The sequence below is a fragment of the Novosphingobium sp. genome, from assembly GCF_041905565.1.
Taxonomy (GTDB): Bacteria; Pseudomonadota; Alphaproteobacteria; order Sphingomonadales; family Sphingomonadaceae; genus Novosphingobium.
Window position 1 is genome coordinate 150,332 of the sequence record NZ_JAYRKX010000006.1, and the last position, 25,771, is coordinate 176,102.

General features: G+C 66.7%; 24 protein-coding genes. 6 read left to right on the forward strand and 18 right to left on the reverse strand.

Annotated elements, in window-relative coordinates:
* Positions 1 to 33: 33 nt before the first annotated feature.
* The 13 genes from bla to ACE3N9_RS07240 form a co-directional block, all read right to left on the reverse strand.
* Positions 34 to 930 (reverse strand): subclass B3 metallo-beta-lactamase, encoded by an 897-nt coding sequence (gene bla, locus ACE3N9_RS07180; RefSeq protein ID WP_374282304.1) that lies wholly within the window; start codon positions 928 to 930, stop codon positions 34 to 36.
* On the reverse strand, positions 927 to 1,811 hold the full coding sequence (locus ACE3N9_RS07185) for a LysR substrate-binding domain-containing protein (protein ID WP_374282306.1): 885 nt from the start codon (positions 1,809 to 1,811) through the stop codon (positions 927 to 929). The genes bla and ACE3N9_RS07185 overlap by 4 nt, the downstream gene beginning before the upstream one ends.
* 6 nt (positions 1,812 to 1,817) lie before the next feature.
* Positions 1,818 to 2,723, reverse strand: a complete 906-nt coding sequence (locus ACE3N9_RS07190; protein WP_374282308.1) for a CBS domain-containing protein — start codon at positions 2,721 to 2,723, stop codon at positions 1,818 to 1,820.
* Positions 2,724 to 2,740: 17 nt separating this feature from the next.
* Positions 2,741 to 3,238 (reverse strand): rRNA maturation RNase YbeY, encoded by a 498-nt coding sequence (ybeY, locus tag ACE3N9_RS07195; protein ID WP_374282355.1) that lies wholly within the window; start codon positions 3,236 to 3,238, stop codon positions 2,741 to 2,743.
* A 12-nt stretch (positions 3,239 to 3,250) separates the two neighbouring features.
* Positions 3,251 to 4,276 carry a PhoH family protein gene (locus ACE3N9_RS07200; protein WP_374282310.1) on the reverse strand — a complete coding sequence of 342 codons (1,026 nt, stop codon included), beginning with the start codon at positions 4,274 to 4,276 and terminating at the stop codon, positions 3,251 to 3,253.
* Positions 4,277 to 4,374: 98 nt separating this feature from the next.
* The gene (gene miaB / locus ACE3N9_RS07205) at positions 4,375 to 5,697 is read right to left on the reverse strand and encodes a tRNA (N6-isopentenyl adenosine(37)-C2)-methylthiotransferase MiaB (RefSeq protein WP_374282311.1); all 1,323 of its coding nucleotides are present in this window, start codon (positions 5,695 to 5,697) and stop codon (positions 4,375 to 4,377) included.
* Positions 5,698 to 5,737: 40 nt separating this feature from the next.
* Entirely contained in the window at positions 5,738 to 6,499 is a 762-nt protein-coding gene (locus tag ACE3N9_RS07210; protein ID WP_374282313.1) for a lysophospholipid acyltransferase family protein, read from the reverse strand.
* The gene (locus tag ACE3N9_RS07215; protein WP_374282315.1) at positions 6,499 to 6,921 is read right to left on the reverse strand and encodes a Fur family transcriptional regulator; all 423 of its coding nucleotides are present in this window, start codon (positions 6,919 to 6,921) and stop codon (positions 6,499 to 6,501) included. The genes ACE3N9_RS07210 and ACE3N9_RS07215 overlap by 1 nt, the downstream gene beginning before the upstream one ends.
* Before the next feature lie 75 nt (positions 6,922 to 6,996).
* Positions 6,997 to 7,437: a MucR family transcriptional regulator gene (locus tag ACE3N9_RS07220; protein WP_374282317.1), complete on the reverse strand. Its 441-nt coding sequence runs from the start codon at positions 7,435 to 7,437 to the stop codon at positions 6,997 to 6,999.
* Positions 7,438 to 7,605: 168 nt separating this feature from the next.
* The gene (locus ACE3N9_RS07225) at positions 7,606 to 8,043 is read right to left on the reverse strand and encodes a GNAT family N-acetyltransferase (protein ID WP_374282357.1); all 438 of its coding nucleotides are present in this window, start codon (positions 8,041 to 8,043) and stop codon (positions 7,606 to 7,608) included.
* A 29-nt stretch (positions 8,044 to 8,072) separates the two neighbouring features.
* Positions 8,073 to 8,693, reverse strand: a complete 621-nt coding sequence (gene tsaB, locus ACE3N9_RS07230) for a tRNA (adenosine(37)-N6)-threonylcarbamoyltransferase complex dimerization subunit type 1 TsaB (protein ID WP_374282319.1) — start codon at positions 8,691 to 8,693, stop codon at positions 8,073 to 8,075.
* A gap of 10 nt (positions 8,694 to 8,703) precedes the next feature.
* On the reverse strand, positions 8,704 to 9,297 hold the full coding sequence (locus tag ACE3N9_RS07235; RefSeq protein ID WP_374282321.1) for a malonic semialdehyde reductase: 594 nt from the start codon (positions 9,295 to 9,297) through the stop codon (positions 8,704 to 8,706).
* A 36-nt stretch (positions 9,298 to 9,333) separates the two neighbouring features.
* Complete coding sequence (locus tag ACE3N9_RS07240) at positions 9,334 to 9,909, reverse strand: NifU family protein (protein WP_374282323.1); 576 nt, start codon at positions 9,907 to 9,909, stop codon at positions 9,334 to 9,336.
* A gap of 115 nt (positions 9,910 to 10,024) precedes the next feature.
* Between ACE3N9_RS07240 and ACE3N9_RS07245 the strand changes: the two genes are divergently transcribed.
* On the forward strand, positions 10,025 to 12,997 hold the full coding sequence (locus ACE3N9_RS07245; RefSeq protein ID WP_374282325.1) for a M16 family metallopeptidase: 2,973 nt from the start codon (positions 10,025 to 10,027) through the stop codon (positions 12,995 to 12,997).
* A gap of 108 nt (positions 12,998 to 13,105) precedes the next feature.
* A complete protein-coding gene (locus ACE3N9_RS07250; protein ID WP_374282327.1) occupies positions 13,106 to 14,479 on the forward strand; it encodes a class II 3-deoxy-7-phosphoheptulonate synthase in 1,374 nt (457 codons plus the stop codon).
* Positions 14,480 to 14,543: 64 nt separating this feature from the next.
* Here the strand turns inward: ACE3N9_RS07250 and ACE3N9_RS07255 are convergent, their stop codons facing one another.
* Together ACE3N9_RS07255 and ACE3N9_RS07260 are read right to left on the reverse strand one after the other, a co-directional pair.
* Positions 14,544 to 15,179 (reverse strand): CoA transferase subunit B, encoded by a 636-nt coding sequence (locus ACE3N9_RS07255; RefSeq protein ID WP_374282329.1) that lies wholly within the window; start codon positions 15,177 to 15,179, stop codon positions 14,544 to 14,546.
* A gap of 3 nt (positions 15,180 to 15,182) precedes the next feature.
* Complete coding sequence (locus ACE3N9_RS07260) at positions 15,183 to 15,884, reverse strand: CoA transferase subunit A (protein WP_374282331.1); 702 nt, start codon at positions 15,882 to 15,884, stop codon at positions 15,183 to 15,185.
* An 89-nt stretch (positions 15,885 to 15,973) separates the two neighbouring features.
* Between ACE3N9_RS07260 and ACE3N9_RS07265 the strand changes: the two genes are divergently transcribed.
* Entirely contained in the window at positions 15,974 to 16,843 is an 870-nt protein-coding gene (locus tag ACE3N9_RS07265) for a LysR family transcriptional regulator (protein WP_374282332.1), read from the forward strand.
* On the opposite strand, the gene ACE3N9_RS07270 is transcribed toward ACE3N9_RS07265, so the two are convergent.
* A complete protein-coding gene (locus tag ACE3N9_RS07270; RefSeq protein ID WP_374282334.1) occupies positions 16,840 to 17,493 on the reverse strand; it encodes an HAD-IA family hydrolase in 654 nt (217 codons plus the stop codon). The genes ACE3N9_RS07265 and ACE3N9_RS07270 overlap by 4 nt on opposite strands.
* 114 nt (positions 17,494 to 17,607) lie before the next feature.
* Between ACE3N9_RS07270 and ACE3N9_RS07275 the strand changes: the two genes are divergently transcribed.
* On the forward strand, positions 17,608 to 18,393 hold the full coding sequence (locus ACE3N9_RS07275) for a universal stress protein (protein WP_374282336.1): 786 nt from the start codon (positions 17,608 to 17,610) through the stop codon (positions 18,391 to 18,393).
* A gap of 403 nt (positions 18,394 to 18,796) precedes the next feature.
* Entirely contained in the window at positions 18,797 to 21,109 is a 2,313-nt protein-coding gene (locus ACE3N9_RS07280; protein ID WP_374282338.1) for a CDC48 family AAA ATPase, read from the forward strand.
* A 39-nt stretch (positions 21,110 to 21,148) separates the two neighbouring features.
* Here ACE3N9_RS07280 and ACE3N9_RS07285 read toward each other — a convergent pair whose 3' ends face one another.
* Both ACE3N9_RS07285 and polA read right to left on the reverse strand, forming a co-directional pair.
* A complete protein-coding gene (locus tag ACE3N9_RS07285) occupies positions 21,149 to 22,192 on the reverse strand; it encodes a mechanosensitive ion channel family protein (RefSeq protein ID WP_374282340.1) in 1,044 nt (347 codons plus the stop codon).
* Positions 22,192 to 25,026 (reverse strand): DNA polymerase I, encoded by a 2,835-nt coding sequence (polA, locus tag ACE3N9_RS07290; RefSeq protein WP_374282342.1) that lies wholly within the window; start codon positions 25,024 to 25,026, stop codon positions 22,192 to 22,194. The genes ACE3N9_RS07285 and polA overlap by 1 nt, the downstream gene beginning before the upstream one ends.
* 285 nt (positions 25,027 to 25,311) lie before the next feature.
* Here polA and ACE3N9_RS07295 point away from each other — a divergent pair, with 285 nt between their 5' ends.
* The gene (locus tag ACE3N9_RS07295) at positions 25,312 to 25,584 is read left to right on the forward strand and encodes a hypothetical protein (protein ID WP_374282344.1); all 273 of its coding nucleotides are present in this window, start codon (positions 25,312 to 25,314) and stop codon (positions 25,582 to 25,584) included.
* Positions 25,585 to 25,771 lie beyond the last annotated feature (187 nt).

Consider the following 25,771-nt stretch of genomic DNA (forward strand, 5'->3'; position numbering starts at 1 on the left):
GTCTGCCGGATGTTGCCGGGTTATTTCCAGACCTTATGGCCGGGCGGGCGCAGCTTCCCTGGCCAGCCGCTCATCCAGCGCCTTGCCCGCGCGCACGGCCAGGTTGTGGCAGGCGGTCGGATCAATCGGGCCGCGCGTGGCGGACGGGCCAAAGCGTTCCCACATCGCGCTGGCGGCGGGGTGGGGGGTGATCAGCAGATCGCAGTCCAGCCGTTCCAGCCGGGCGATGCTGGCGCGGAACGCCGCAAGATAGCCGGGGTGGCCGCCATCATCGCCGAACTTGTAGTCATCGTCGGAAATCGCGGTCAGGCTGTCGGCATAGACGATCTGGACGCAGCGCTTCTTTTCGCAGCTTTGCCAGGTCCAGCTGGTGCTGCCGGGGGTGTGCCCGGTGGTCGGCACGGGGGTGAAGGCCAGCGGTCCTAGCAGGACGAGGCCATCGTCCAGCCGCTGCACCGGGCTGTGCGGCGCAAAGCTGCCCGCGCTGTAGAACTGCGGATCGTCGCGCCCGCCCTTGCCGCGCTCGACCGCTTCGGCATCGGCGCCGCGCCCGACCACGGTGGCGCCGCTGTCGCGCGCCAGCCGCGCCACGCCGCCGACGTGATCGTAGTGGGCGTGGCTGAACAGGATGTATTTGACATCCTTCAGCTTGAACCCGGCGCGCTGGATGTTCGCCTCGATCAGGGGGACGTTCTCGTCCATCGGCGCATCGATCAGCACGTGCCCCGCCTTCGAGGTGACCAGAATCGCCGACAGCCCGCAGGTGCCGACATACCAGGTGTTGCCGAAGATCCGGAACGGCGCGGCGGGATCGGTCCACTTCGAATCGTTGGTGCAGACGGGATCTGCCACCTTGCCCGGCTTGGCCGGCGCAGGTCCGGCCCCGGCCAGCAGCAGCGCGGCGCCAAGGGCCAGCAGCGCGCGCGTCACGGCGCCGCCTTGACCAGCCAGTCGTGGAAGATACGCACGCTGCGCACTTCCAGCGAATGCGGCCGGCAGATGAACCAGTAGGAATAGGGGCTTTGCACTTCCACATCGAACAGCTTGGCCAGCCGCTGGTCATGGCTGCGGTGGAAGTGATCGTCATGCATGATCGCGATGCCCAGGCCATTGGCCGCCGCTTCCAGGATCAGCTGGCCCGAATCGTAATGGTCGATCGCCGCCGGTTCGAGATCGGCCATGCCGATCGCCTGCTTCCACGCCGCGAAACTGTCGGGCAATTCGGTGTGGATCAGGAAGGTCTGGCGCGACAGCACCGACTGGTCGGGGTTCTGGCCGATTTCCGCCACCAGCTGCTTGGAGGTGAAGGCATAGACCCGGTTGTGGTCGAGCCGCACCGCGTGAAAGCCGGGATCGGGCTGCTTGGCCAGCACGATCGCCGCGTCCAGCGTATCGCCGACGCGCTGTTCGAGGTGCGGGCTGGTATCGAAATCGATGTGCAGACGCGGGTGCAGCTTGCGCAGTTCCGGCAGGCGCGGGAACAGCCGCTGGCTGCCGAACAGGGGCAGGATCCCCAAGTGCAGGCGCAGCACCTTGCTGTTTTCAACCTGCCCTTCGACCGCGGCGGCCAATTCGTCGAACTTGGGGCTGACCGCATCGTAGAAGGCCTGGCCTTCGTCGGTCAGTTTCATCGCCTGGTGCTGGCGCGTGAACAGGCGCTTGCCGATGAAGTCCTCAAGCGCGGCCACCCGGCGCGACAGGGCGCTGGGCGACAGGCCGAGCTCGTCGGCGGCGGCGCGGGCGCTGCCCAGCCGGACGATGCGGACAAAGGCTTCGATCGCGCGCAGGGGAGGAAGGCGGCGGATGGCCAAGCGGGCTTACTCTTCGGATTCGTCCCGGGAAGGAACGGGGGGATGCAGACGCAGACGGGTAACGTGTTTTTCGTTACCCGCAATCACTTCCAGCCGCCATCCACTGTCATGTTCCAGCACCGCGCCGACCGGGGGAACCTGCTCGGCCAGCAGGAAGGCCAGCCCGCCCAGCGTATCGACGTCTTCTTCGACGTCGCCCAGGCGCGGATCGACCCTTTCGCCAACCTCTTCCAGTTCGACGCGGGCATCGGCTTCCCACATGCCGTCCCCCAGTTCGACCAGCAGGGCTTCGGGGGCATCGTCGTGCTCGTCCTCGATCTCGCCGATGATTTCCTCGACCAGGTCCTCGATCGTGATGATCCCGTCGGTGCCCGAATATTCATCGACCACCACCGCCAGGTGCGTGCGGCTGGCGCGCATGTCGTTCAGCACGTCCAGCGCGCCGCGCGCCTGCGGCACGAACAGCGGCTGGCGCAGCATCGCGGTCCAGTCCTTGGGCACCTTGCCCTGGGCCAGATGGGCGAACACGTCCTTGATCAGCACCATGCCGACCACTTCGTCGAGCGTGTCGCGATAGACCGGCATGCGCGAATGGCCGTGCTGGGCAAAGGCGGCGACCACTTCGTCCCAGGTGGCGTCCTCGCTGACGGCCACGATCTCGCCGCGCGGGATCGCCACGTCATCGGCGTCGTGTTCGCTGAAATGCAGCAGGTTGCGCAGCATCTCGCGCTCGAGCCGCGACAGGTCGCCATCGGCCTCGTCGCCGGCGGCGTCGCCTTCCTCGTGCTCGTCGATTGCTTCTTCCAGCTGCGCGCGTAGCGACTGGTCGGCTTCGGTGCCGTCAAAGAACTTGCGGATCGCACGCCACAGCGTGCGTTTACTGTCCGGCTCTCCGGAATGATTGTCGGACATTGTCTCGCCTTGGTGCCCTATGGTCCCTCGTGGTCGCCATATGGGTCGGCAATGCCCAGCAGCGCAAGCGCCTTTATCTCCAGTTGTTCCATTGCGCGAGCTTCCTCGGGCCCCAACTCGTGGTCGTGGCCGGCCAGATGCAGCAGCCCGTGAACGATCAGGTGGACGGCGTGGTCCGCCAGCGCGATGCCCTTGTCCGCTGCCTCGCGCGCGCAGGTTTCCAGCGCCAGGGCGATGTCGCCCAGCAGTTCCGGCGGGCCATCGGCCGGCAGGCCCAGCAGGTCATCGCGCTCCAGCATGGGAAAGGACAGGACGTTGGTCGGCTTGTCCTTGCCGCGCCATTCGCGGTTGAGCTCGTGCACTTCACCGTCGTCCGCAAACAACACGCTGGCCTGCAGGCGCGGATTGGCTAGTTCCGGGGCGACCTCGGCCAGCGCGGCGGCGGCGCGCATTGCGAGGTCTTCCCAATCGGGTGGGCTGGGCCAATCGGCGGCTATGTCGATTTCAAGTTCCAGCACGCTCAACGCTTACCCGTCTTTGCCTTCATAGGCCTCGACGATCCGCCCGACGATCGGGTGGCGGACCACGTCGGCCACGCTGAAGCGTGTGATGGCGATACCTTCCACCCCTTCCAGCCGTCCGACCGCATCGTTGAGCCCGCTCATCCCCGGGCCGCCGGGAATGTCGACCTGCTTGGGATCGCCGCAGATCACCATGCGGCTGTTCATGCCGAACCGGGTCAGGAACATCTTCATCTGTTCGCGCGTGGTATTCTGCGCTTCGTCCAGGATGACGAAGGCATCGGCCAGGGTGCGGCCACGCATGAAGGCGATCGGCGCGATCTCGATCTCGCCGCTGGCGATGCGGCGTTCAACCTGTTCGGGCGGCATGCAATCGTACAGCGCGTCGTAGAGCGGGCGCAGGTATGGATCGACCTTTTCCTTCATGTCGCCGGGCAGGAAGCCCAGCCGCTCTCCCGCTTCGACCGCCGGGCGCGACAGGATCAGGCGCTGCACGCTGCCGGTGATGAGCTGGCTGACGGCCTGCGCCACCGCGACATAGGTCTTGCCGGTGCCGGCCGGCCCCAGCGCGAAGATCACGTCCTTGCTGGCCAGTGCACGCATGTATTCGATCTGGGTCGCGCTGCGCGGAACGATCGTTTTCTTGCGGGTGCGGATCATGATCGGCGGAGCTTCGCCGCTGCCGCCCGAAACGATCCCTTCCAGCGTCGGTTCGGCCGACATCGCGATCAGGCTTTCCACCGCACCGGCGTCCAGCTCGTGCCCCTGGGTCAGGCGCTGGTGCAGCCCTTTCAGCACTTCGCGCGCGCGGGCCACGGCATCTTCCGGGCCTTCGATCTGCACGCGGTTGCCGCGGGCGGAGATAAAGACGCCCAGGCGGTTTTCGATCTGGACGAGGTTGGCGTCAAACTGCCCGAACAGCGCGCCCAGGATCGTCGCTTCCTCGAACTCCATCTCGGCGCGCGCGCGGCGGGGGGCGGCGAGACGGCTGAGCGCCATGTTGTCATCGGCGCGGGCAGGTTTGCGGGCCATTTGCTCCTTTCAAGCGGCCTGGGCGGCCTGAGTCGCGAGGATAGGCCGCGCCTTGCCGGGCGCAAGCGACATCGCTCGGCTGCACGGTGGAAAAGTGATCAGCCGCTGATTGCGGACACCAGCCGGCCGCTCAGCGAATTGGGGCCGGCCTCGACCAGTTCGACTTCCACCAGGTCGCCGATTGCGGCGTCGGCGGTGAAATGGACCGATTGCAGCCAGGGCGACTTGCCCAGCCACTGGCCCGGCAGCTTGCCCTTGCGTTCGACCAGCACCGTGCAGCGCTTGCCCACACTGGCCTGGTTGAATGCGAGCTGGCTGGCGCTCAGCGCGGCCTGGAGGCGTTGCAGGCGTTCGTCCATCACCGCCATCGGCACCTGGTCTTCCATGTCGGCGGCGGGCGTGCCGGGGCGCGGCGAATACTTGAAGCTGAAGCACTGGGCATAGCCGACCCGTTCGACCAGCTTCAGCGTGTCTTCGAATTCGGCGTCGGTTTCGCCGGGGAAGCCGACGATGAAATCGCCCGACAGGGCAATGTCGGGCCGCGCGGCCCGCACCCGGTCGATGATCCGCAGATAGCTGTCGACCGTGTGGCTGCGGTTCATGGCCTTGAGCACGCGGTCGTTCCCGGCCTGGACCGGCAGGTGCAGGAACGGCATCAGCTGGGGAATGTCGCGGTGGGCTTCGATCAGCCCCTCGGTCATGTCGTTGGGGTGGCTGGTGGTATAGCGGATCCGCGCCAGGCCGGGGATTGCCGCCAGTTCCTCGACCAGTTTCTCAAGTCCGCGGTTGCTGTCATCGCGCCAGGCGTTGACGTTCTGGCCCAGCAGGGTGATCTCGCGTGCGCCGGCTTCGACCAGGCTTCGCGCTTCTTCCACCAGATCATTGAATGAACGGGAAATTTCGGCGCCCCGGGTATAGGGTACGACGCAATAGGTGCAGAACTTGTCGCAGCCTTCCTGCACGGTCAGGAAGGCGTTGGGGCCAACCTTGCGCCGGGCGGGGAGTACGTCGAACTTGGTCTGCGCGGGCATGTCGGTATCGACGCTGCGCTGGCCCAGCGCGGCCTGTTCGATCATTTCGGGCAGGCGGTGATAGGCCTGCGGGCCGACCACCATCGAGACGGCTGGCGCGCGGGCCATGATCTCCTCGCCTTCGGCCTGGGCAACACAGCCGGCCACCGCGATCAGCGGGGCGCTGCCATCCTCGCGCCGCAGGCGGCCGATGTCGGAATAGACCTTTTCGGCGGCCTTTTCGCGGATGTGGCAGGTGTTCAGCACGACCAGGTCGGCGTCCTCGCCATCGGCGGCGGGACGGATCCCTTGCGTGGCCAGCAGTTCGGCCATGCGTTCGCCGTCATAGACGTTCATCTGGCAGCCGAAGCTCTTGACCCGGTAGGTCTGCGGGGGCGGGGTGGGGCGCATGGCCTGCGCCGTTAGGGGAATTCGGCGCGAAATTGAAGTGCTATCGGCCCAGCGCCTGCAACATCGCCTCGCGCGCGGCCTGGGCAATGGTCTTGCGATTGGCCAGTTGCTGCCCGGCCAGCACCGGCAGGAAATGGACCGTCAGCCGCACCGGGCGGCGGCGCGCCAGGATGCGCAGGAAATTGTCCAGCCCGTGCTCCTCGCGCACCCAGGCGATGTCGGCGGCTTCCGGGCCATAGTGCAGCAGCACCGGCTGCACCGCGATGCCATCGGGCAGCGGCTCCAGCGCGGAAAGCAGCGCGCTCTTGAAAGGGAGCAGGCCGGTGCCGTCGCTGGTGGTGCCTTCGGGAAAGATCGCCAGCGCGCCGGTATCTGACAGCGCGGTGCGGACCTGTTCGATCTGCCGGGCCACGCTGGCGCGGTCGTGCCGGGCGATGAACACGGTATCGTTCATCGCGCAGAGCCATTTCAGCAGCGGCATTGATGCCAGGCCATCATGGCCGACAAAGGCGCTGCCGGTGACGGCGGCGATCGCGGGAATATCGATCCAGCTGACGTGGTTGGCCAGCAGGAAGGCGCCGCGATGCACCCGCTGACCTTCGCGCCGCAATTGCACCCCGGCGATCCAGGCCACCCCGCTCAGGAACAGGCGGGGCACCGGGTTGTGGTGGGTGAACAGCCGCAGCAGGTAATAGAGCGGCAGGCAGGCCAGTAGCAGCGCGGCCATGGCCGCCAGGCGAAGCGTGATGCGCAGCCAGCCAAGCGGCGAAACCGCCCTGGGCCGGGACAGCGCAAGCGCCATTACTGCGACCGGTCCAGCCGCACGCCGTACAGTTCGAGCCGGTGATCGACCAGCCGGTAACCGAGCTTTTCGGCGATCAGGCGCTGCAAGGCTTCAAGTTCGGGATCGACGAATTCGATCACCTTGCCGGTTTCGACGTCGATCAGGTGATCGTGGTGCGCTTCCGGCGCGGCTTCATAGCGCGACCGGCCATCGCCAAAGTCGTGGCGTTCGAGAATGCCGGCCTCTTCGAACAGGCGCACGGTGCGATAGACCGTGGCGATCGAAATGCGCGGATCGATGGCCGAGGCGCGTTCGTGCAAGGCTTCCACATCGGGGTGGTCCTGGGCATCGGACAGCACGCGCGCGATCACGCGGCGCTGGTCGGTGATGCGCAGGCCGCGCTGGGCGCACAGGGCTTCGATATCAATGGGTTGTTGCACGGGTTCCGACAGTCAAAATGAATGGCCCCGCCGATCATAGACCGGCGGGGCGATTCTTCAATGGCTTGGATAGGATCAGGCCTTGGCCTTGCGGCCACGCTTCACGCCCGGCTTGCGGCCCAGGCCGATCTTCTTGGCCAGGTCGCGGCGCTTGTCGGCATAGTTGGGAGCGACCAGCGGATAGTCGGCCGGCAGATTCCAGCGCGCCTTGTAGTCTTCCGGGGTCATGTTGTGGTGCGTCATCAGGTGGCGCTTGAGCATCTGCAGTTCGGCGCCGCAATCGAGGCACACGATCTTGTCCGGCTTGACCGAGGCGCGCACCGACACAGCGGGCTTGAGCGGCGCGGCTTCAGGTTCGGGGGCGGCATGGCCCAGTCCGGCCAGGGCGCCATAGACATTGCTGATCAAGACCGGCAATTCGTCCACGCCGACGCTGTTGTTGCTGACGTGTGCAGCAACGATGTCAGACGTCAGCGTGATAAGCGTTTCATTCATGTCGGACTGCAGGGTTTCCATGGCTGATCCCTTCTGAAGCTTGTATTATGTTGGCGACTTGTTGTTTTTATTTGAACTCGTTGGTTCAGCGCGGATTTACTGCCGGTTGGGCGCATTAACAAGCTGAATTGCACGGATTCGTTAACTTTTTGGCAAATTTTGATTTAACTGGCGACAAATCGCGCCAGTTCAAGAATTTGCGGGCCAGGCGAATGTAATCGCATCGATCCGACCGCCGCTTGGCGCGCGGTAATAGTTGGGGCGCAGGCCAATCGACGCGAAGCCGAAGCCGCGATACAAGTGTTCGGCCGGATTGCCCTGGCGCATTTCCAGCAGCAGGCGGTCCGCGCCGCGTTCGCGCGCATCGTGGGCCAGCCAGTCCAGCAGCCGGCGGCCAAGTCCCAGCCGGCGATACTGCGGCGCGACGCCCAGCAGCAGCAGTTCTTCTTCTTCGAATCCGGTGCGCGACAGGAAGAACCCGGCGGCCGCTTCATGGTCGAGCGGCGGCTGGCCGGTGGCGGCGATCAGGCGGTATTGGGTGTTGCCGACCAGCAGCGCATCTTCCACCTGGCGGCGGGTCCAGGCTTCGCCGTAGGCGGGATCGAAGGCGGCATCCATCACCGCCATCAGCCGGTCCATGTCGTCAACTGGTGGTATCACGCCGCGGGTCCGGGCAGCCGGGCATCGGGCGGGCGGCCATACAACAATTGCACCGAAGCGCTGAACGCGGCGGGGGGCAGCAGCATGACCTCGCGGGCATCGGGTAACAGCGGCAGCGCCGTCCCCGCGCCGCTGCGGGCGACCAGCGCTTCGGCCTGCGATCCGGCCACCAGCGGGGCCAGCGGCAGCGCGGCGGCCTGTTCCGGCCGCAGCGAGGCAAGCGGGGCCTGTTCAATCCCGGCTGCGTCATACTGCGCGACGAACCATTCGCCGTGGCCGCCGGTCATGCACACGGTCACGTCCTGGGCGCCCCGGGCGGCGCGGGCCATCGCCGCGACCAGCGCCAGGGTGGGATAACCCTGCAATTGCGCGCCCCAGGCCAGCGCGAGCGCGCGCGCGGCTGCCAGGCCGACGCGCAGGCCGGTGAAGCTGCCCGGCCCCAGCGCCACCACGATCCGGTCGGCCCGGCCTTGCCCCGGAAGGGCGGCGATCATCGGCACCAGGGCTTCGGCATGGCCGCGCCCCAGCGTGCGGCAATCGCCCGCGATCAGTTGCTCGTCATCGAACAGCGCGACCGAGCAGGCCTCGGTCGCGCTATCGATCGCCAGGGTCCGCATCGGCCGGAAATCAGGCGATGCGGTTGAACTTGTCGAAATCGGGGCGCGGGCTGCGGTCGAAGATGCTGGCCGGATCGCCATGGCCCAGGGTCGAGATCATCACCGACTTGTAGTCGGGCGTGTCGGCCAGGAACGCGGCGTCCACCGCCTCGTTTGAAAAGCCGGTCATCGGCCCGGTATCCAGGCCCACCGCGCGCGCCGCCATGATGAAATAGGCAGCCTGCAGCGTGGTGTTGAGCACGGCCGACTTTTCGCGCAGCGCATCGTTGCCGCTGAACCACGAACGGGCGTCGGCGTGCGGGAACAGCCAGGGCAGCTGTTCTTGGAACTGCATGTCGGCGGCAATGATCACGGTGACCGGGGCTGACAGGATCTTGGGCGCATTGGTCGGCGCGCTGCAGGCGGCCAGCTTTTCCTTGGCTTCCTGCGAGGTGCACCACACCAGGCGCGCGGGCAGCTGGTTGGCCGATGTCGGGGCCATCTTCATCAGGTCCCAGATCGCGGTCAGCTGTTCGGCGGCGACCGGCGTGTCGAGGTAGGCGTTATAGGTGCGCGCGCTGCGGAACAGCTGGTCGAGCGCGGCATCGGAAAGCGGTGCGGACATCTGTGGTATTCCCCCCTGTTGAAACTTGCCAGCCGGTCAGGCGGCGCGCACTTCGCTCACTTCGGGAACGTAGTGCTTGAGCAAGGTCTCGATCCCGTTCTTGAGCGTGGCGGTGGAGCTGGGGCAGCCCGAGCAGGCCCCCTGCATCGACAGATAGACTACCCCTTCGCGGTAGGAGCGGTAGATGATGTCGCCGCCATCGTTGGCCACGGCCGGACGGACGCGGGTTTCGATCAGTTCCTTGATCTGGGCGATGATGTCGGCATCGGCGGGATCGTCCTGCCCCTCGTCATCCTCGGCCGGGACCAAGATGCCGCTGGCATTGGGACCAGCGAACAGCGGCGCCTGGGTCACGAAGTGATCGAGCAGCATGGCGACGACCTGCGGCTTGAGATCGCTCCAGCTGACGCCCGGCGCGGCGGTGACCGAAATGAAATCGCGCCCGAAGAACACGCCGGTGACATCGCCCAGGTCAAACAACGCGGCGGCCAGCGGCGATGCGGCGGCTTCCATCTCGTCGCGGAATTCGCGGGTGCCGACCTCCATCACCTGCTGTCCCGGCAGGAACTTCAGCGTGGCGGGATTGGGCGTCGCTTCGGTTTCGATGAACATGCCTGCCCATATGGGCGCTGCGCCGGGCAGGTCAAGCCGCGCAGGGCCCTCGCGCCGATCCGTTCGGCGCATTCTATTCACTGGCCCTTAAACTTGGCCCTGCCTATGGTGGGCCATGATCCTTGCCATCCGCGCCGGCCGCGCCCTTGCCGCCTTGTTGTCCGTCTCGCTGCTGGCCGCGCCGCTGGCGGCCAAGCCAGCGCCGGCCAAGCGCGGCGCGCCCGCCGCCAAGCCGGCCCCGCGCCCCGCCGCCGTGGTCAAGGACACCGGGCCGTGGCTCTATCGCGGCAGCGACGTGCCGCAGGACAAGGAATGGATCTTCGGCGAGCTGCCCAACGGGGTGCGCTGGGTGGTGCGCAAGAACGGAGTGCCGCCGGGGCAGGTGTCGATCCGCATCCGCATGGACGTGGGTTCGCTGTTCGAACAGGATCACGAACGCGGCTATGCCCACCTGATGGAACACATGGTGTTCCGCCAGTCGAAGTACCTGGCCGATGGCGCGGCGATTCCCACCTGGCAGCGGCTGGGCGCCACTTTCGGCAGCGATACCAATGCCGAAACCAGCCCGATCAGCACGACCTACAAGCTCGACTTGCCCGATGCCAACGCGGCCAAGGTGGACGAATCGATGAAGCTCTTGTCGGGGATGATGATCGCCCCGACCCTGTCCGAAGCCAACGTCGCCGCCGACGTGCCGATCGTGCTGGCCGAAAAGCGTGAGCGCGGCGGCTTGGCCGAACGGATTTCCGAAGCGGTGCAGGGCACCCTGTTCGCCGGGCAGCGCGTGGCCGTGCGCCCGGTGATCGGGACCGAGGAAACCCTGCGCGGAGCGACCGCAGCATCGGTCCGCGCGTTTCATTCGCGCTGGTACCGGCCCGAACGCGCGGTGGTGATCGTGGTCGGCGATGTGGATCCGGCGGTGATGTCGGACGCGATTGCCAGGTATTTTTCCGATTGGCCGGTGCAGGGCGCGGCCGTGCCGCCGCCCGCCTATGGCGATCCGGTGACGCCCAAGGGCAGCAGCGGCGTCAATCCCGTGGGCGAAACCCGCGTGGTGGTGGAACCGCAGGTGCCGCGCGGGCTGACCTATGCCGTGATGCGGCCGTGGCGCCCGGTAAAGGATACCATCGTCTACAACCAGGGGATCATGATCGACACCCTGGCCCAGGCGATCATCAACCGCCGGCTGGAAGCCAAGGCGCGTGCCGGGGGCAGTTTCCTGGCCGCCGGGGTCAATCATGAGAAGTATATCCGCAGCGCGGATGCGACCTTCGTGTCGATCACCCCCAGCGGCTCCGACTGGAAGCAGGCGCTGGCAGACGTGCGCGGCGTGATCGCCGATGCCCTGGCCAGTGCGCCGACCGAGGACGAGATCGAGCGCGAGGTGGCCGAAATCAACGTCGCCTTCGAAAGCTCGGTCGAACAGCGCCGCCTGCTCGCCGGATCGAAACTGGCCGACGATATGGTCACCGCGCTCGACATCAATGAAACCATCGCTTCGCCCGAAGTGGTGCTGTCGATCTTCAACCAGTCGCGCGCCCTGTTTACCCCGGCGGCCGTGCTGGAACGCACCCGCAGCCTGTTCCATGGCAACGTCACGCGTTCGATCTACATCACCCCGCAGGGCGGCGAAGCCGATGCCGCCGCGCTCAAGCTGGCGCTGGCCGCGCCGGTCAAGGCCGATGGCAAGGCGCGGCTCGACAACAAGCCGATCTCGTTCGCCGACCTGCCGCCGCTGGGCGAGCCGGGCCGGGTCGTGGCCGATATGCCGACCGGCGTGCTGGGGATCGATCGGATCGAATTCGGCAATGGGGTCACCGCGCTGCTGTGGCCCACGGCGGACGAGCCGGGCCGGCTGACGGTCAAGGCCCGCTGGGGGGCGGGCTATCGCCAGTTCGCCTCGGGCGACGCGCCCTATATCGCGCTGGGCGATATGGCGCTGGTCGGTTCAGGGCTTGCTACGCTGGGCCAGGACGAGATCGACCGCGTTGCCACCGGGCGCAAGATGGGTTTCGAATTCACCATCGATGATGCCGCCTTCCAGTTTGCCGCTGATACCCGCCCGGCGGACCTGGCCGACCAGCTTTACCTGTTTGCCGCCAAGTTTGCCCTGCCGCGCTGGGACGCGGCGCCCTTTACCCGGGCCAAGGCGGCGGCCAAGCTGCAATACGAAAGCTTTGCCACCAGCCCGCAGGGCGTGCTGGGGCGCGACCTGAAATTCATCCAGCACGGGCGCGATCCGCGTTTCCGCACGCCCACGCCGCAGGAAATCGACGCCGCCACGCCCGAAGGTTTTCGCCAGGTCTGGCAGCCGGTGCTGGAACAGGGGCCGATCGAAATCCAGCTGTTCGGCGATTTCGACAAGGCCAGCGCGATCGAGGCGCTGCGCAAGACTTTTGGCGCGCTGCCCATGCGCCGTCCGCTGCCGGCCGATCTCCAGCCGCCGCGCTTTGCCGAACCGGCCGCATCGCCCAGTCCCGCGGTGCTGCGCCATCGCGGCGATCCGGGGCAGGCCGCCGCGATCGTCAGCTGGCCGACCGGCGGGGGCATGGCCGGGGTGACCGAAAGCCGCCAGCTGCAGATCCTGTCGGACCTGTTCCAGAACCGCCTGCTGGACGCCATGCGCGAAAAGCTGGGGGCGAGCTATGCCCCGCAGGTCAGCAACGACTGGCCGACCGACCTCGACAACGGCGGGTCGATCATGGCCCTGGCGCAGTTGCAGCCGGCCGGGGTGCCGGTGTTTTTCGCCACGGTCGATGAAATCGCCGCCGATCTGGTCGCCCGCCCGCCCAGCGCGGACGAACTGGACCGCGTGATCGAACCGCTGCGCCAGCAACTGACCCGCGCCTCGACCAGCAGCGCCTTCTTCATGTACCAGCTGGAAGGGGCCAGCCAGGACCAGCGCAAGTTCGCCGCGCTGCGCACCCTGCTGGCCGATTTCACCCGCACGACCCCGGCCGAAATGCAGGCGCTGGCCCGCAAGTACCTGCAAAAGGACAAGAGCTGGCGGCTGGCGGTAATCCCCGATGGGCAGCAGCTGGTGACCGGCCGGCCCAGTACCGCGCCGGCCGCCGCGCCGGGACGCTGACCGCAATCGGGCAATTTCGTTGCCCGATTGCGCCAGTCGGCTTTGTAAGTTTTGCATTTATCCCTCGGGGCGGCTATGGGGCGCGCTCTTTGAACAGGAGCATTACCCGTGGCGAGCAATTGGACCCCTGACAGCTGGAAGGCGCACGAAGGCCGGCATCTGCCGTCCTATCCGGACGCCGCGGCGCTGGACAAGGTAACGGGCACGCTCACCACCTTTCCCCCGCTGGTCTTTGCGGGTGAAGCCCGCGCGCTGAAGGCGGACCTGGCCGAAGTGGCGGCGGGCAAGGGTTTCCTGCTCCAGGGCGGGGACTGCGCTGAAAGCTTTGCCGAATTCCACCCCAACACCATCCGCGACACCTTCCGCGTGCTGCTGCAGATGGCGGTGGTGATGACCTTTGCCAGCAAGCAGCCGGTGGTGAAGGTCGGCCGCATGGCCGGCCAGTTCGCCAAGCCGCGCAGCTCGCCGGTCGAAGTGCAGGGCGATGTCGAACTGCCCAGCTATCTCGGTGACAACATCAACGGGATCGACTTCACTTCCGAAGCGCGCATTCCCGATCCGCAGCGCCTGCTCCAGGCCTATTCGCAGTCGGCCGCGACGCTCAACCTGCTGCGCGCCTTCTCGACCGGGGGCTATGCCAACCTGCGCCAGGTCCACCAGTGGACGCTGGACTTCATGGATCGCAGCCCCTGGGCCGCCCGCTTTGCCGAGATTTCGGACCGGATCGGTGAAGCGCTGGACTTCATGGCTGCCTGCGGTATCGATCCGCACAGCGTGCCGCAGCTCCAGGGCACCAGCTTCTACACCAGCCACGAAGCGCTGCACCTGGCCTACGAACAGGCCATGACCCGGCAGGATTCGCTGACCGGCGACTGGTACGATTGCAGCGCCCACATGCTGTGGATCGGTGATCGCACCCGCTTCGAAGGATCGGCGCATGTCGAATTCCTGCGCGGCGTGGGCAATCCGATCGGCTTCAAGTGCGGCCCGAGCCTGGCCCCGGACGAGCTGCTGCGCCAGCTCGACCTGCTCAACCCTGCGCGCGAAGCCGGGCGGATCACGCTGATCAGCCGGTTCGGCGATGAAAAGGTCGAAGCGGGCCTTGCCCCGCTGGTCCGTGCGGTGAAGCGCGAAGGGCACCCGGTGGTGTGGTCGTGCGATCCGATGCACGGCAACGTGATCAAGGCCGAAAGCGGTTTCAAGACCCGCCCGTTCGACCGGATCCTGCGCGAAGTGCGCGGGTTCTTCGCGGTCCACCGCGCCGAAGGCACCCATGCCGGGGGCATCCACATCGAGATGACCGGGCAGGACGTGACCGAATGCATGGGCGGCGGCGTGGCGATCAGCGATGCGGCGCTGGGCGATCGCTACCAGACCCATTGCGACCCGCGCCTCAACGCCGCGCAGTCGATCGAGCTGGCCTTCCTGCTGGCCGACATGCTGAACGAGGAAGCGATCGAGCGCGCCCAGCGCGCCGCCTGATCGCTGTTTTTCAGGCACTGAACGGCCCCGGGTTTCCAGATCGGAAGCCCGGGGCCTTTCGTTTTTAGGCCAGGTAGTGCGCGGTGGTCTTCGCCGCGACCTCTTCGGCAGTGACGCCGGGGGCCAGTTCGATCAGCCGGAACGGCGATTGGTGGTCGTCGCGCTTGAACACCGCCAGGTCGGTGATCAGCATGTCGACCACATTGCGCCCGGTCAGCGGCAGGGTGCAGGTGGGGATGAACTTGGAACTGCCATCCTTGGCGCAGTGTTCCATCACCACGATGATCTGCTTCACCCCGGCGACCAGGTCCATCGCCCCGCCCATGCCCTTGATCATCTTGCCGGGCACCATCCAGTTGGCGATGTCGCCCGCTTCAGACACTTCCATGCCGCCCAGCACGGTCAGGTCGATCTTGCCGCCGCGAATCATCGCAAAGCTGGCGGCGCTGTCGAAATAGGCCGAATGCGGCAGCTCGCTGATCGTCTGCTTGCCGGCGTTGATCAGGTCGGGGTCGACCGCGTCCTCGGTGGGGAAGGGGCCGATGCCCAGCATCCCGTTCTCGCTCTGCAGGGTCACGGTCATCCCGGCGGGCACGTGGTTGGCCACCAGCGTCGGGATGCCGATGCCAAGGTTCACATAGTAACCGTCGTGCAGTTCGCGCGCCGCCCGGGCGGCCATTTCATCGCGGGTCCAGGGCATGTGTCAGGCCTCCCTTACGGTGCGGAATTCGATCTTCTTGTCATAGGGCGCGCCGCAGATCAGGCGCTGGACGTAAACCCCCGGCAGGTGGATCGCATCGGGATCAAGGCTGCCCGGTTCGACGATCTCCTCGACCTCGACCACGCAGACCTTGCCGCACTGCGCGGCCGGCACGTTGAAATTGCGCGCGGTCTTGCGGAACACGACGTTGCCGGTGGTGTCGGCCTTCCACGCCTTGACCAGCGCCAGGTCGGCGAAGATGCCCTGTTCGAGGACATATTCCTCGCCATTGAAGAGCTTGGTTTCCTTGCCTTCGGCCACCAGGGTGCCGACCCCGGTCTTGGTGTAGAAGCCCGGAATGCCCGCGCCCCCGGCGCGCATCCGTTCGGCCAGCGTCCCTTGCGGGGCAAATTCGACTTCCAGTTCGCCTGACAGGTACTGGCGCTCGAACTCCTTGTTCTCGCCGACGTAGCTTGAAATCATCTTCTTCACCTGCCGCGTGCGCAGCAGCTTGCCGATGCCTTCGTTGTCGATGCCCGCGTTGTTGCTGGCGAAGGTCAGATCCTTGACCCCGCTGTCGCGCACTGCGTCGAGCAGGCGTTCGGGAATGCCGCACAGGCCGAAGCCGCCGCAGGCGATGAGCAGGCCGTCGCGCAGCAGTCCGTCAAGGGCGGCGGCGGCGTCGGGGTAGATCTTGTTGGCCATGAAACCTCCCAGCTTTCACCGCACAGACTAGCGGCTCGCACTGATCCCGACTAATGATTGTTTGTTTGCTGATCCGATAAGAGCTGTTGATGCGTAAGCTGGCGATCTATCACCTCGAAACGCTGCTGTGGATCGCCCGGCTGGGCACGTTCCGCGCCGCGGCGGAACGGCTGGGCACCACGCAGCCGGCGATTTCGGCCCGGGTGCGCGAAATCGAAAGCCAGCTGGGGGTGGACGTGTTCCGCCGCGAAGGGCGCGGCGTGGTGCTGACCGCGCGGGGCCGCCAGCTGGTCAAGGACTGCGAACCGCTGCTCGCCGGGTTCGAACGCGCGCTGATGGACGCGGGCGGCTTTGCCGGGGCCAGCGGGGTGGTGCGGATCGGCGCGGGCGAGATCGCGGCGGCCAGCTGTCTGCCGCGCTTCGTGGCCGAAGTGTCGCGCGAAATGCCGGGGGTGACGCTGGAAGTCGAACTCGACCTGACCGCGCGGATGCTCCAGCAATTGCTCGGCGGCACGCGCGACATGGTGTTCCTGGCCGGGCCGGTGGCCAGTCCCGGCGTGCAGACCACGCCGATCGGTGCGGTCCGGCTGGTTTGGCTGGCCAGCCCGGCGGTGGTCGCGGCGGGCGGTTTTGCGCAGGCCCTGCCGGTCTGGTCGGTGGGGGAACATTCCCCGATCCACCGTGTGATGCAGGCCAGCCTGACTGAACGCGGCGTGCCCGTGCGTTCGGTCAACAGCTGCAACAACGTGCAGACCATGATCGCGATCATCGCGGGCGGGGCCGGGGCGGCGCTGTTTCCCGAAACGATGGTGCGCGGTGCGCTGGCCGACGGGCTGCTCGCCCCGGTCCTGCCGCCGCCCGCCGCCCGGATCGAATTCCAGGCCGCGATCCGCGCGGGCGAGCGCGATCCGGTGATCCTTGAGCTGTTCCGCCGCGCCGAAACGCTGCGGATCGATTAGCCCAGCGTCAGGCCGACCAGCGCGGACAGATCGGCCAGCGCCTGTTCGCCGCTGGTCACCTTGATCGCCTGCATGCCCAGCTGCGCCGCCGGCTTGCAGTTGATCCCCAGGTCATCAAGGTAGACGCACTGCGGCGGCTCCAGCCCCAGCCGTTCGCACATCATCTGGTAGATGCGCGGATCGGGCTTGCGCACCCCGGCCTTGCTGCTTTCGATCACGTGTTCGAACCGGGCGAAGACCTGTTCGTAGGCATCCTTGCGGTCGCCGCTGCGGGCCATGCCCGCGCCGTGGCCGGCGGGCACATTGTTGGTGATGCAGGCCAGGCGAAAGCCCGCATCGCGCAGCTGGTCCAGCGCACTGACCATCGCCGGGCGGATCGAGCCCGACAGCACCCCCAGCACCGAGGCGCCGTCGAGCGCATGGCCCAGCGCCGCGGCTTCGGCCGCGAACAGCGCGTCGAACCGGGCGGCGTCGATCTCGGCGCGTTCGAACAGCGCCCAGGCGTTGCTGTCGGGATTGGCCGCGTTGACCCGGCGGATGAAATCCTGCGGCAGACCGCGTTCCGCCTCGAGCCGGTTGAACGCCTCGAACGGCGAGGCGGTGATCACGCCTCCGAAATCGAAAATGACGGCTTCGAAGGGGCGGCTCATCGGCGGTTCCTCGTGATTGGGCTTGACGGGGCAGTGGCCCAAGGCGTGAATTGACGCAAGTCATGGTTGCCGGGGCAGAGGTGTGTCATCTCTGCCAAAGAGAGGAGAGAGTCGATGCGTTCAATTCTTGTCCAGGCCGGACGCGACCCCGGCATGACCGCCCGCCTCGATACCGCGATGGACATTGCCCGCGCGAACGAGGGGCATATCACCCTGCTGATCGACACCCCGATCGATCGCTACGTCACGACCGACCCCTATGGCGGCACCTATGTCGCGCGCGATGCGCTCGAAGCCGCGCTGCAAGAGGACGACGAGCTGGCCAAGGCCTTCGCCGGCCGGCTTGAGCGCGACGACGTGCCGTTTGACGTGGCGCAGTACGAATTGGCGCCGATCGATGCCTTGGCCAGCGCCGCGCGGCTGGCCGACGTGATCGTGGTGTCGCGCAGCAGCGGGCTGGCGGGCGATCTGGCGCTGGTGTCGCGCTCGCCCGTGCTGGCGCTGCCGGATCATGCCCCGCTGCGCCTGCCGATCGGCACGGCCTGCATCGCCTGGGACGGCGGGGACGAGGCGGCCCACGCGCTGCGTGCCGCCGCGCCGCTGCTCAGCGGGTGCAAGAGCGTGCATGTGCTGACCGTCCTGACGGAAAAGGCCGAAGGCTTCCCGCCGACCGATGCGCTGCGCTATCTTTCGCGCCATGGCATCAGCGCCGAACTGCACGAGTTGCCGCGCGGCGAATCGATCGAGGAAACGCTTGCGGCCCGCGCTGCCCAGCTGGGCGCGCAGCTGATGGTCATGGGCGCTTATGGCCATAGCCGGGTGCGCGAATTCCTGTTCGGCGGGATGACTCGCTACTTCCTTGATGAGCAGGCCGCGCCGCCGCTGCTGCTGGTCCATTGATTCAGTTCTGATTGACCTCTGTGCCGCACTGCAACGTTAGGTATGCCTAATGTTGCAGTGCGGCGAATTCGTATGCGGCGCATACGGATGCGATCCTTGCGCCGATTGCATGGCTGGCGGAAATCCGGGAAAATTTGCTGATTCTTGAGCGGAAATGAACAGCAGTTGCACAAAATGCAACGTTGATTGACCTTTTCGCACTTGCACAAAAGCCGAGTCGGACGCATTTAGAACTCGCCTTTCAGGCATCCTCTCCCAAAACTTCCATGGCCCGGTCGGCAACGACCGGGCCTCTTTTTTTGTCCATTTTACCCATGCGCAATGGCCCCATTTGCAAAGCCCGGCATCAGTACCTAGCTTCGCTGCTCACTGGCCGTCCGGCGGCTGCAACAGGAAGAAGGCGATGGCCGAAGCAGGCACCAATCCCGACCCCAAGGCCGTCCGGCTGCAAGTGGCGGCGGCACGGCAGGAAGAGAGCGGGCAGGGCATCGCCCGCCTGCCCAAGAGCGCGATGGGCGCGCTGGGCATCACCGAAGGCGACGTGATCGAGATCGAGGGCAAGCGGATGACCGCGGCCCGCGCCGTGCTGGCCTATGCCGAGGACGAGGGGCTGGACGTGATCCGGCTCGACGGGTTGCAGCGCGCCAATGCCGAAGCTGGCTCGGGCGATCACGTCCAGGTGCGCAAGGGCGAAAGCCGCCCGGCGCAGCGCGTGGTGTTCGCCCCGGCCCAGCGCGAAATGAAGCTGCAGGGGCCGGGCGAGGCGCTGAAGCGCAATTTCTTCGCCCGGCCGCTGCTCGCTGGCGATCTGGTGGCCACTACCGGGCAGACTCCGGTGCGCGACATGCCGCCGCAGGTCGCGCGGATGTTCAACGTGCCGGCCTTTGCGCTGACCCAGATCCGCCTGACCGTGGTGTCCACCGTGCCCAAGGGCCTGGTCCACATCGACGAGAACACCGAAGTCGAACTGCGCGAGGAGTTCGAGGAAGCCAGCGCCGGGCGCGGCGAGGTGAACTATGACGACGTTGGCGGGATGGGTGATACCATCCGCCAGCTGCGCGAAATGGTCGAGTTGCCGCTGCGCTATCCGGAGCTGTTCACCCGCCTGGGCGTCGATCCGCCCAAGGGCGTGCTGCTGCATGGCCCGCCAGGCACCGGCAAGACCCGGCTGGCCCAGGCCGTGGCGAACGAAAGCGATGCCAGCTTCTTCACTATCAACGGCCCGGAAATCATGGGCTCGGCCTATGGCGAAAGCGAACGGCGCCTGCGCGAAGTGTTCGAGGAAGCGGCCAAGGTGGCACCCTCGATCGTGTTCATCGACGAGATCGATTCGATCGCGCCCAAGCGCTCCGGCACGCCCGGCGAAGCGGAAAAGCGGCTGGTCGCCCAGCTCCTGACCCTGATGGACGGGCTGCACACCCGCTCCAACATCGTGGTCATCGCCGCGACCAACCGCCCGGACGCGATCGACGAAGCGCTGCGCCGCCCTGGCCGGTTCGACCGCGAAATCGTGGTCGGCGTGCCGGACGAGAAGGGCCGCCGCGAGATCCTCGGCATCCATACCCGCGGTATGCCGCTCAGCCAGGACGTCGATCTGGATGAACTGGCGCGGACCACGCACGGCTTTGTCGGCGCGGACCTTGGCGCGCTGGCGCGCGAAGCCGCGATCGAGGCGGTGCGGCGGATCATGCCGCAATTGGACCTCGAGGCGCAGACCGTGCCGCCCGAAGTGCTGGAAAGCCTCAACGTCACCCGCGATGATTTCCTGGCAGCGCTGAAGCGCGTCCAGCCATCGGCCATGCGCGAAGTGATGGTGCAGGTGCCCAATGTCGGCTGGGCCGACATCGGCGGCGCGGGCGAGGCGCAGGAAAAGCTGCAGGAAGGGATCGAACTGCCGCTGAAGAACCCGGAAGCCTTCCGGCGGCTGGGGATCCGCCCGGCCAAGGGTTTCCTGCTCTATGGCCCGCCCGGCACCGGCAAGACCCTGCTGGCCAAGGCGGTCGCCAAGGAGAGCGAGGCGAACTTCATCTCGATCAAGTCGAGTGACCTGCTGTCAAAGTGGTACGGCGAAAGCGAACAGCAGATCAGCCGACTGTTTGCGCGCGCGCGCCAGGTTGCGCCCTGCGTGGTGTTCATCGACGAGATCGACAGCCTGGTGCCCGCGCGCGGCAGTGGCGCGAACGAGCCGCAGGTCACGGCGCGGGTGGTCAACACCATCCTGGCCGAAATGGACGGGATGGAGGAACTGTCGAGCGTGGTGCTGGTCGGCGCGACCAACCGGCCCGGGCTGGTCGATCCGGCGCTGCTGCGCCCGGGGCGGCTGGATGAGCTGATCTATGTCGGCACGCCAGATGCGGCGGGGCGCGAACATATCCTCAAGATCCACACCGCGCGGATGCCGCTTGCTGATGACGTCGACCTGGGCGGCATTGCTGGGCAGGCCGAACGCTTCACCGGGGCGGACCTGGAGGATGTGGTGCGCCGCGCCGGCCTGAATGCGATCCGCCGCAAGGGCGGCGATGCCGACCAGGTCAACGCGGCCGACTTTGCCAATGCCCTTGCGGATTCGCGCGCCACGGTCAGCGCCGAAATGGAAGCGGACTACCTCAAGGTCAAAGGCGAGCTGAAAAAGCGCGCCGCCGAGGTGACGGCTACGCAGATCGGCTTTCTTGCTCCCGGCATGGTCAGTTCGACCCGCGACAAGAAGCATTCGTAAGGGCAGCGCCGGTGCGGGATCAGTCCCGCACCGGCGCTGCTACACTTCGGTGCACAGCGCTTCGGGGCAGTGCTCGCGCAGCCAGTCGAGCATCGCCTCGCGCATGGCAAAGCGCAGCCGGGCAAGCTCGGTCGGTCCCTCGGCGCTCATCACCAGCTTGAGCTCGACCGAGCCGACGCGGGCCTCGGAAACCTGCAGCTGGCCGGTGCGCTGGTCCCAATCGGGATGGGCGCGCAGCGCGGCTGCATAGGCTTCGCGGATCGGCTGGATCGCATGGCCCGGTCGCACCGGCAGGACCACCGATCCGGTGATGCCGCCGCCCACCCGGGTCCAGTTCTGGAAACTTGCGTCCAGGAACTTGGCCGTGGGCACGATGATGCGGCGTTCGTCGTTGGTGCGGATCACCACGTAGGACAGGCGGATATCCTCCACCCGGCCGCTTTCGCCATCGATCACCACGAAATCGCCCAGCCGGATCGGCTCGGTCAGCGCGATCTGGATGCCGGCAATCAGGCTTTTCAGCGCGGGCTGCGCCGCCGCGCCGACCGCCAGGGTGGCAAACCCGGCCGAGGCCATCAGCGTCACGCCGACGTTGCGCACGCCCGGAATGCCGAACAGCATCAGCGCCACGGTAATGAACACGATGCCGAAACCCAGCGTGCGCGAAAAGATCGCCACGCGGGTGCGGCGGCTGCGCGCGGCCATCACGTCCTCGCTTTTGTCGACATGGCTGTCGAGCACTTCGGCGAACGCCTTGACCAGCGCGAAGGCGGCCCAGCCCATCAGCGCGGGCTGGACGAAGCGCGCCGCCACGTCCCAGCCGCGCGCGATCAGCGGGTCGGCTTCGGCCGCAAGCGAGATGCCCACCGCCACCATGCCCCAGCGCAGCGGCTGGCGCAGGCGGCCGAACACCAGTTCATCCGAAGTGGATGTGGACAGCCGCGCTGCCCGGCCCAGCAGCATGAACAGGCCAAGGTGAACCGCCAGCGCCGCGCCCACCGCGATCCCGCCGTGAATGCCGGCGCGGGTCAGTGCCTCGGACCAGCCGGCCAGTTGCCCCAGCGTCGGCATGGCCGCGGCCATCAATGCGCCGCCCCCCAACTTGGCCCGGTGCCCACTTCCACGCCCAGCGGCACCGAGAGGTCAACCGAGGGCCGCGCCGCGCCGGCCATCACGCTGCGGATCACTTCGCTGGCGGCCTCGGTATCCGCCTCGGGCAATTCGAACACCAGTTCATCGTGCACTTGCAGCAGCATCCGCACATGGCCCAGCCCGGCAGCTTCCAGCGCGGGCATCATCCGCACCATCGCGCGCTTGATGATGTCGGCGCAGGTGCCCTGGATCGGCGCGTTGATCGCGGCGCGTTCGGAACCCATGCGCTCGTTCGGGTTGCCCGAATTGATCCGGGGGAACCAGCATTTGCGCCCGAACAGCGTTTCCGAATAGCCCTGCGTCCGCACGCTTTCCAGCGTCGCGTGGATGTAGCCGCGAATGCCGGGGAAGCGCTCGAAATAGCGGTCGATCATCGCCTGCGCCTCGTCCGAGGTCACTCCCAGCCGTCCGGCCAGCCCCCAGCGGCTGATGCCATAGAGGATAGCGAAATTGATCGTTTTGGCCCGGCCTCGCGTGTCGCGGTTGACCTCGCCGAACATTTCCAGCGCGGTGCGGGCGTGAATGTCCTCGCCCTTGGCGAAGGCGTCCTTCAGTTCCGGCACGTCGGCCATGTGCGCGGCCAGGCGCAGTTCGATCTGGCTGTAGTCCGCCGCCAGGATGACGTTGCCCGGCTCGGCCACGAAAGCATCGCGGATCTGCCGGCCGATCTCGGTGCGGATCGGGATGTTCTGCAGGTTCGGCTCGGTCGACGACAAGCGCCCGGTCTGCGCGCCGACGAGGCTGTAGCTGGTGTGGACCCGGCCCGTTTCGGGATTGATCGCGGCTTGCAGCGCTTCGGTATAAGTGGATCGCAATTTGGACAGCTGGCGCCATTCCAGCACCTTTTCGGCAATCGGCGCGCCTTCCCCGGACAATCGCTCCAATACCGACTGGTCGGTCGAGTATTGCCCGGTCTTGCCCTTCTTGCCCCCCTTGTAGCCCAGTTTGTCGAACAGCACTTCGCCCAGCTGCTTGGGGCTGCCGATGGTGAAAGGCTGGCCGGCGAGCTGGTGAATCTCGCCCTCCAGCGCGGCGATCACCTCGGCAAAGGCGCTGGACAGGCCGGCCAGCTTCTCGCGGTCAACCTTGATCCCGTGCCGCTCCATCTGCGCCACCACCGCCACCAGCGGGCGGTCGACCCGTTCGTAAACGCGGGTCGCGCCTTCGGCGGCAAGGCGCGGCTTGAACAGCTGGTGCAGCCGCCATGTGACGTCCGCATCCTCGGCGGCATATTCGGTCGCACGGTCCAGCAGCACTTCGCCGAAGGGGATCGCCTTCTTGCCCGTCCCGCAGACCTCCTTGAACGCCAGGGTGGTGTGGCCAAGGTGGCGGGTGGCCAGTTCGTCCATCCCGTGGCCGCCGCCGATACCATCCTCGCTGCGCCCGGCATCGAGGTCGAAGCTCATCACCATGGTATCGTCGATCGGACTGACCGAAATACCGTTCCGCGCCAACACGTTAAGGTCGTACTTGGCGTTCTGTCCCACCTTCAGCACCGCATCGCTTTCCAGCAGCGGCTTGAGCCGGGCGAGCGCCTGAGCCTTGTCCACCTGCTGCGGCTTTTCGGCGAACATGTCGCTGCCGCCGTGGCCCAGCGGGATATAGCAGGCCTGGTTCGGCCCCAGCGCCAGGCTGATCCCGGTCAGGTCTGCCCGCAGCGCATCAAGCGCGCTGGTTTCGGTATCGAAAGCCACCAGCCGCGCGGCCATGGCGCGCTCGATCCAGCGGTCCAGTTCCTCCAGCGTCTGGACGCAGGCGTAGCTGCCGCGATCCACCGCCGGCCAGGCGGGCAGGGGCTGGCGGTTGCCCTCCGTGCTGGCCGCCGCTCCGGCGATGACGGGCTTGGCCGGGTGCAGCTGGGTCTTGCGTTCCGGGCTGCCGCGCCCGCCGTCCAGCCGCTTGAGCAGGCTGGTAAAGCCGTGTTCCTCAAGAAAACCGACCAGCGGTCCGGGCGGGATTTCCCCTAGCTTGAAATCGTCGAGCGGCAGCGGCAGATCGCAGTCTTCCTTCAGCGCCACCAGCACGCGGCTGAGGCGCGCCATCTCGGCATGCTCGATCAGGTTGTCGCGCAGCTTCGAAGCCTTCATCTCCGGAGCGGCGGCAAGCGCGGCTTCGAGGCTGCCATGGTCCTGGATCAGCTTGGTCGCGGTCTTGGGGCCGATCCCGCGAATGCCGGGGACGTTGTCAACCGCGTCGCCCATCAGCGCCAGTACATCGCCGACCAATTCGGGGGCGACGCCGAATTTCTCGGCGACTTCGGGAATGTCGATCCGCTGGTTCTTCATCGTGTCCAGCATGTCGATCCGGCCTGCGCCGCACGGGCCGACCAGTTGCATCAGGTCCTTGTCCGAGCTGACGATGGTCACGTCCCAGCCGCGCACGCAGGCGGCGCGGGCATAGGAGGCGATCAGGTCGTCGGCTTCCAGCCCCTGTTCCTCGATGCACGGCAGGCTGAAGGCGCGGGTGGCATCGCGGATCAACGGGAACTGCGGCTTCAGGTCCTCGGGCGGGGGCGGGCGATTGGCCTTGTAGTCGGGGAAGATGTCGTTGCGGAACGACTTGCCCGAGGCATCGAGGATCACCGCGAGGTGAGTCGGCCCATCAGCCTTGTTGAGATCGTCGGCCAGCCGCCACAGCATGGTGGTATAGCCATAGACCGCGCCGACCGGCACGCCTTGCGGGTTCGTCAGCGGCGGCAGGCGGTGATAGGCGCGAAAAATATAGGCCGAACCATCGACCAGGTAGAGATGCTGTTTGGGCTCCATGCCGGGCAGCCTAGCAGGCCAGGACCGCGCTGGTAAGCCGGGGCGGGCGACTATCCCGGCGAATCAGCGCGGTCATCACCTTGCCACATTTGCCTGCGACTGAACGCAAAGCAGTGGAAAACAGGGCTCTTTTTGCGCGCCATGCAGCAAGGTCTTGCATCGCCGCGCGAAGCCGACTATTTGGGCCGAGAAGTCTACTGATAAGGTAGGCTTTCCGTTCGGTCGCCCAAGCCTTGTGCAGAATCGACCGCGCGTGGTCCACTCGCTGTTCAAGGAATTCTATTCATGCGCAAGATCGTTCTCGCCGCCGTCGCCGCCAGCGCCGCTCTCGCCCTGTCGGCCTGCTCGGCTGAAAAGGCTGAAGACGCCGCTGCCGCCGCTTCGGACGCCGCCACCGAAGCCGCTTCGGACGCCGCTGCCGCCGCCACCGACGCTGCTGGCGCTGCCGCCGACGCCGCTGGTGCCGCTTCGGGCGCCGCTGCTGACGCCGCGACCGCCGCTTCGGGCGCCGCTGCCGACGCCGCTGCCGCTGCTGCGGACGCTGCCAAGAAGATGTAATCTTCGCCGCACGGCACACGAATTGGGGCGCGAAGGGTTGACCTTCGCGCCCCTTTTCTTTTGGCGATTGTATACCTTGCAAACGCAAGATTGGGTTTCAGTCGTAATCGCTTAAATCTGGCGGATCGTAACGGGCTGACAACCCATCAATCATGAGCTCGATCTTCCCCAAGTCTCCTGCTAGGTC

Excerpts from the sequence above, each read along its gene's own strand:
- ACE3N9_RS07240 (WP_374282323.1), bottom strand. The coding sequence starts at position 9,909 with ATGTTCATCGAAACCGAAGCGACGCCCAATCCCGCCACGCTGAAGTTC.
- ACE3N9_RS07285 (WP_374282340.1), bottom strand. The coding sequence starts at position 22,192 with ATGGCCGCGGCCATGCCGACGCTGGGGCAACTGGCCGGCTGGTCCGAG.
- ACE3N9_RS07275 (WP_374282336.1), top strand. The coding sequence starts at position 17,608 with ATGCGTTCAATTCTTGTCCAGGCCGGACGCGACCCCGGCATGACCGCC.
- ACE3N9_RS07295 (WP_374282344.1), top strand. The coding sequence starts at position 25,312 with ATGCGCAAGATCGTTCTCGCCGCCGTCGCCGCCAGCGCCGCTCTCGCC.
- ACE3N9_RS07280 (WP_374282338.1), top strand. The coding sequence starts at position 18,797 with ATGGCCGAAGCAGGCACCAATCCCGACCCCAAGGCCGTCCGGCTGCAA.
- ACE3N9_RS07200 (WP_374282310.1), bottom strand. The coding sequence starts at position 4,276 with ATGGCCCGCAAACCTGCCCGCGCCGATGACAACATGGCGCTCAGCCGT.
- ACE3N9_RS07270 (WP_374282334.1), bottom strand. The coding sequence starts at position 17,493 with ATGAGCCGCCCCTTCGAAGCCGTCATTTTCGATTTCGGAGGCGTGATC.
- miaB (WP_374282311.1), bottom strand. The coding sequence starts at position 5,697 with ATGCGCCCCACCCCGCCCCCGCAGACCTACCGGGTCAAGAGCTTCGGC.
- ACE3N9_RS07260 (WP_374282331.1), bottom strand. The coding sequence starts at position 15,884 with ATGGCCAACAAGATCTACCCCGACGCCGCCGCCGCCCTTGACGGACTG.
- ACE3N9_RS07220 (WP_374282317.1), bottom strand. The coding sequence starts at position 7,437 with ATGGAAACCCTGCAGTCCGACATGAATGAAACGCTTATCACGCTGACG.
- ACE3N9_RS07190 (WP_374282308.1), bottom strand. The coding sequence starts at position 2,723 with ATGTCCGACAATCATTCCGGAGAGCCGGACAGTAAACGCACGCTGTGG.
- ACE3N9_RS07255 (WP_374282329.1), bottom strand. The coding sequence starts at position 15,179 with ATGCCCTGGACCCGCGATGAAATGGCCGCCCGGGCGGCGCGCGAACTG.
- polA (WP_374282342.1), bottom strand. The coding sequence starts at position 25,026 with ATGGAGCCCAAACAGCATCTCTACCTGGTCGATGGTTCGGCCTATATT.
- ACE3N9_RS07265 (WP_374282332.1), top strand. The coding sequence starts at position 15,974 with ATGCGTAAGCTGGCGATCTATCACCTCGAAACGCTGCTGTGGATCGCC.
- ACE3N9_RS07235 (WP_374282321.1), bottom strand. The coding sequence starts at position 9,297 with ATGTCCGCACCGCTTTCCGATGCCGCGCTCGACCAGCTGTTCCGCAGC.
- ACE3N9_RS07225 (WP_374282357.1), bottom strand. The coding sequence starts at position 8,043 with ATGGCGGTGATGGATGCCGCCTTCGATCCCGCCTACGGCGAAGCCTGG.
- ACE3N9_RS07245 (WP_374282325.1), top strand. The coding sequence starts at position 10,025 with ATGATCCTTGCCATCCGCGCCGGCCGCGCCCTTGCCGCCTTGTTGTCC.
- ACE3N9_RS07210 (WP_374282313.1), bottom strand. The coding sequence starts at position 6,499 with ATGGCGCTTGCGCTGTCCCGGCCCAGGGCGGTTTCGCCGCTTGGCTGG.
- tsaB (WP_374282319.1), bottom strand. The coding sequence starts at position 8,693 with ATGCGGACCCTGGCGATCGATAGCGCGACCGAGGCCTGCTCGGTCGCG.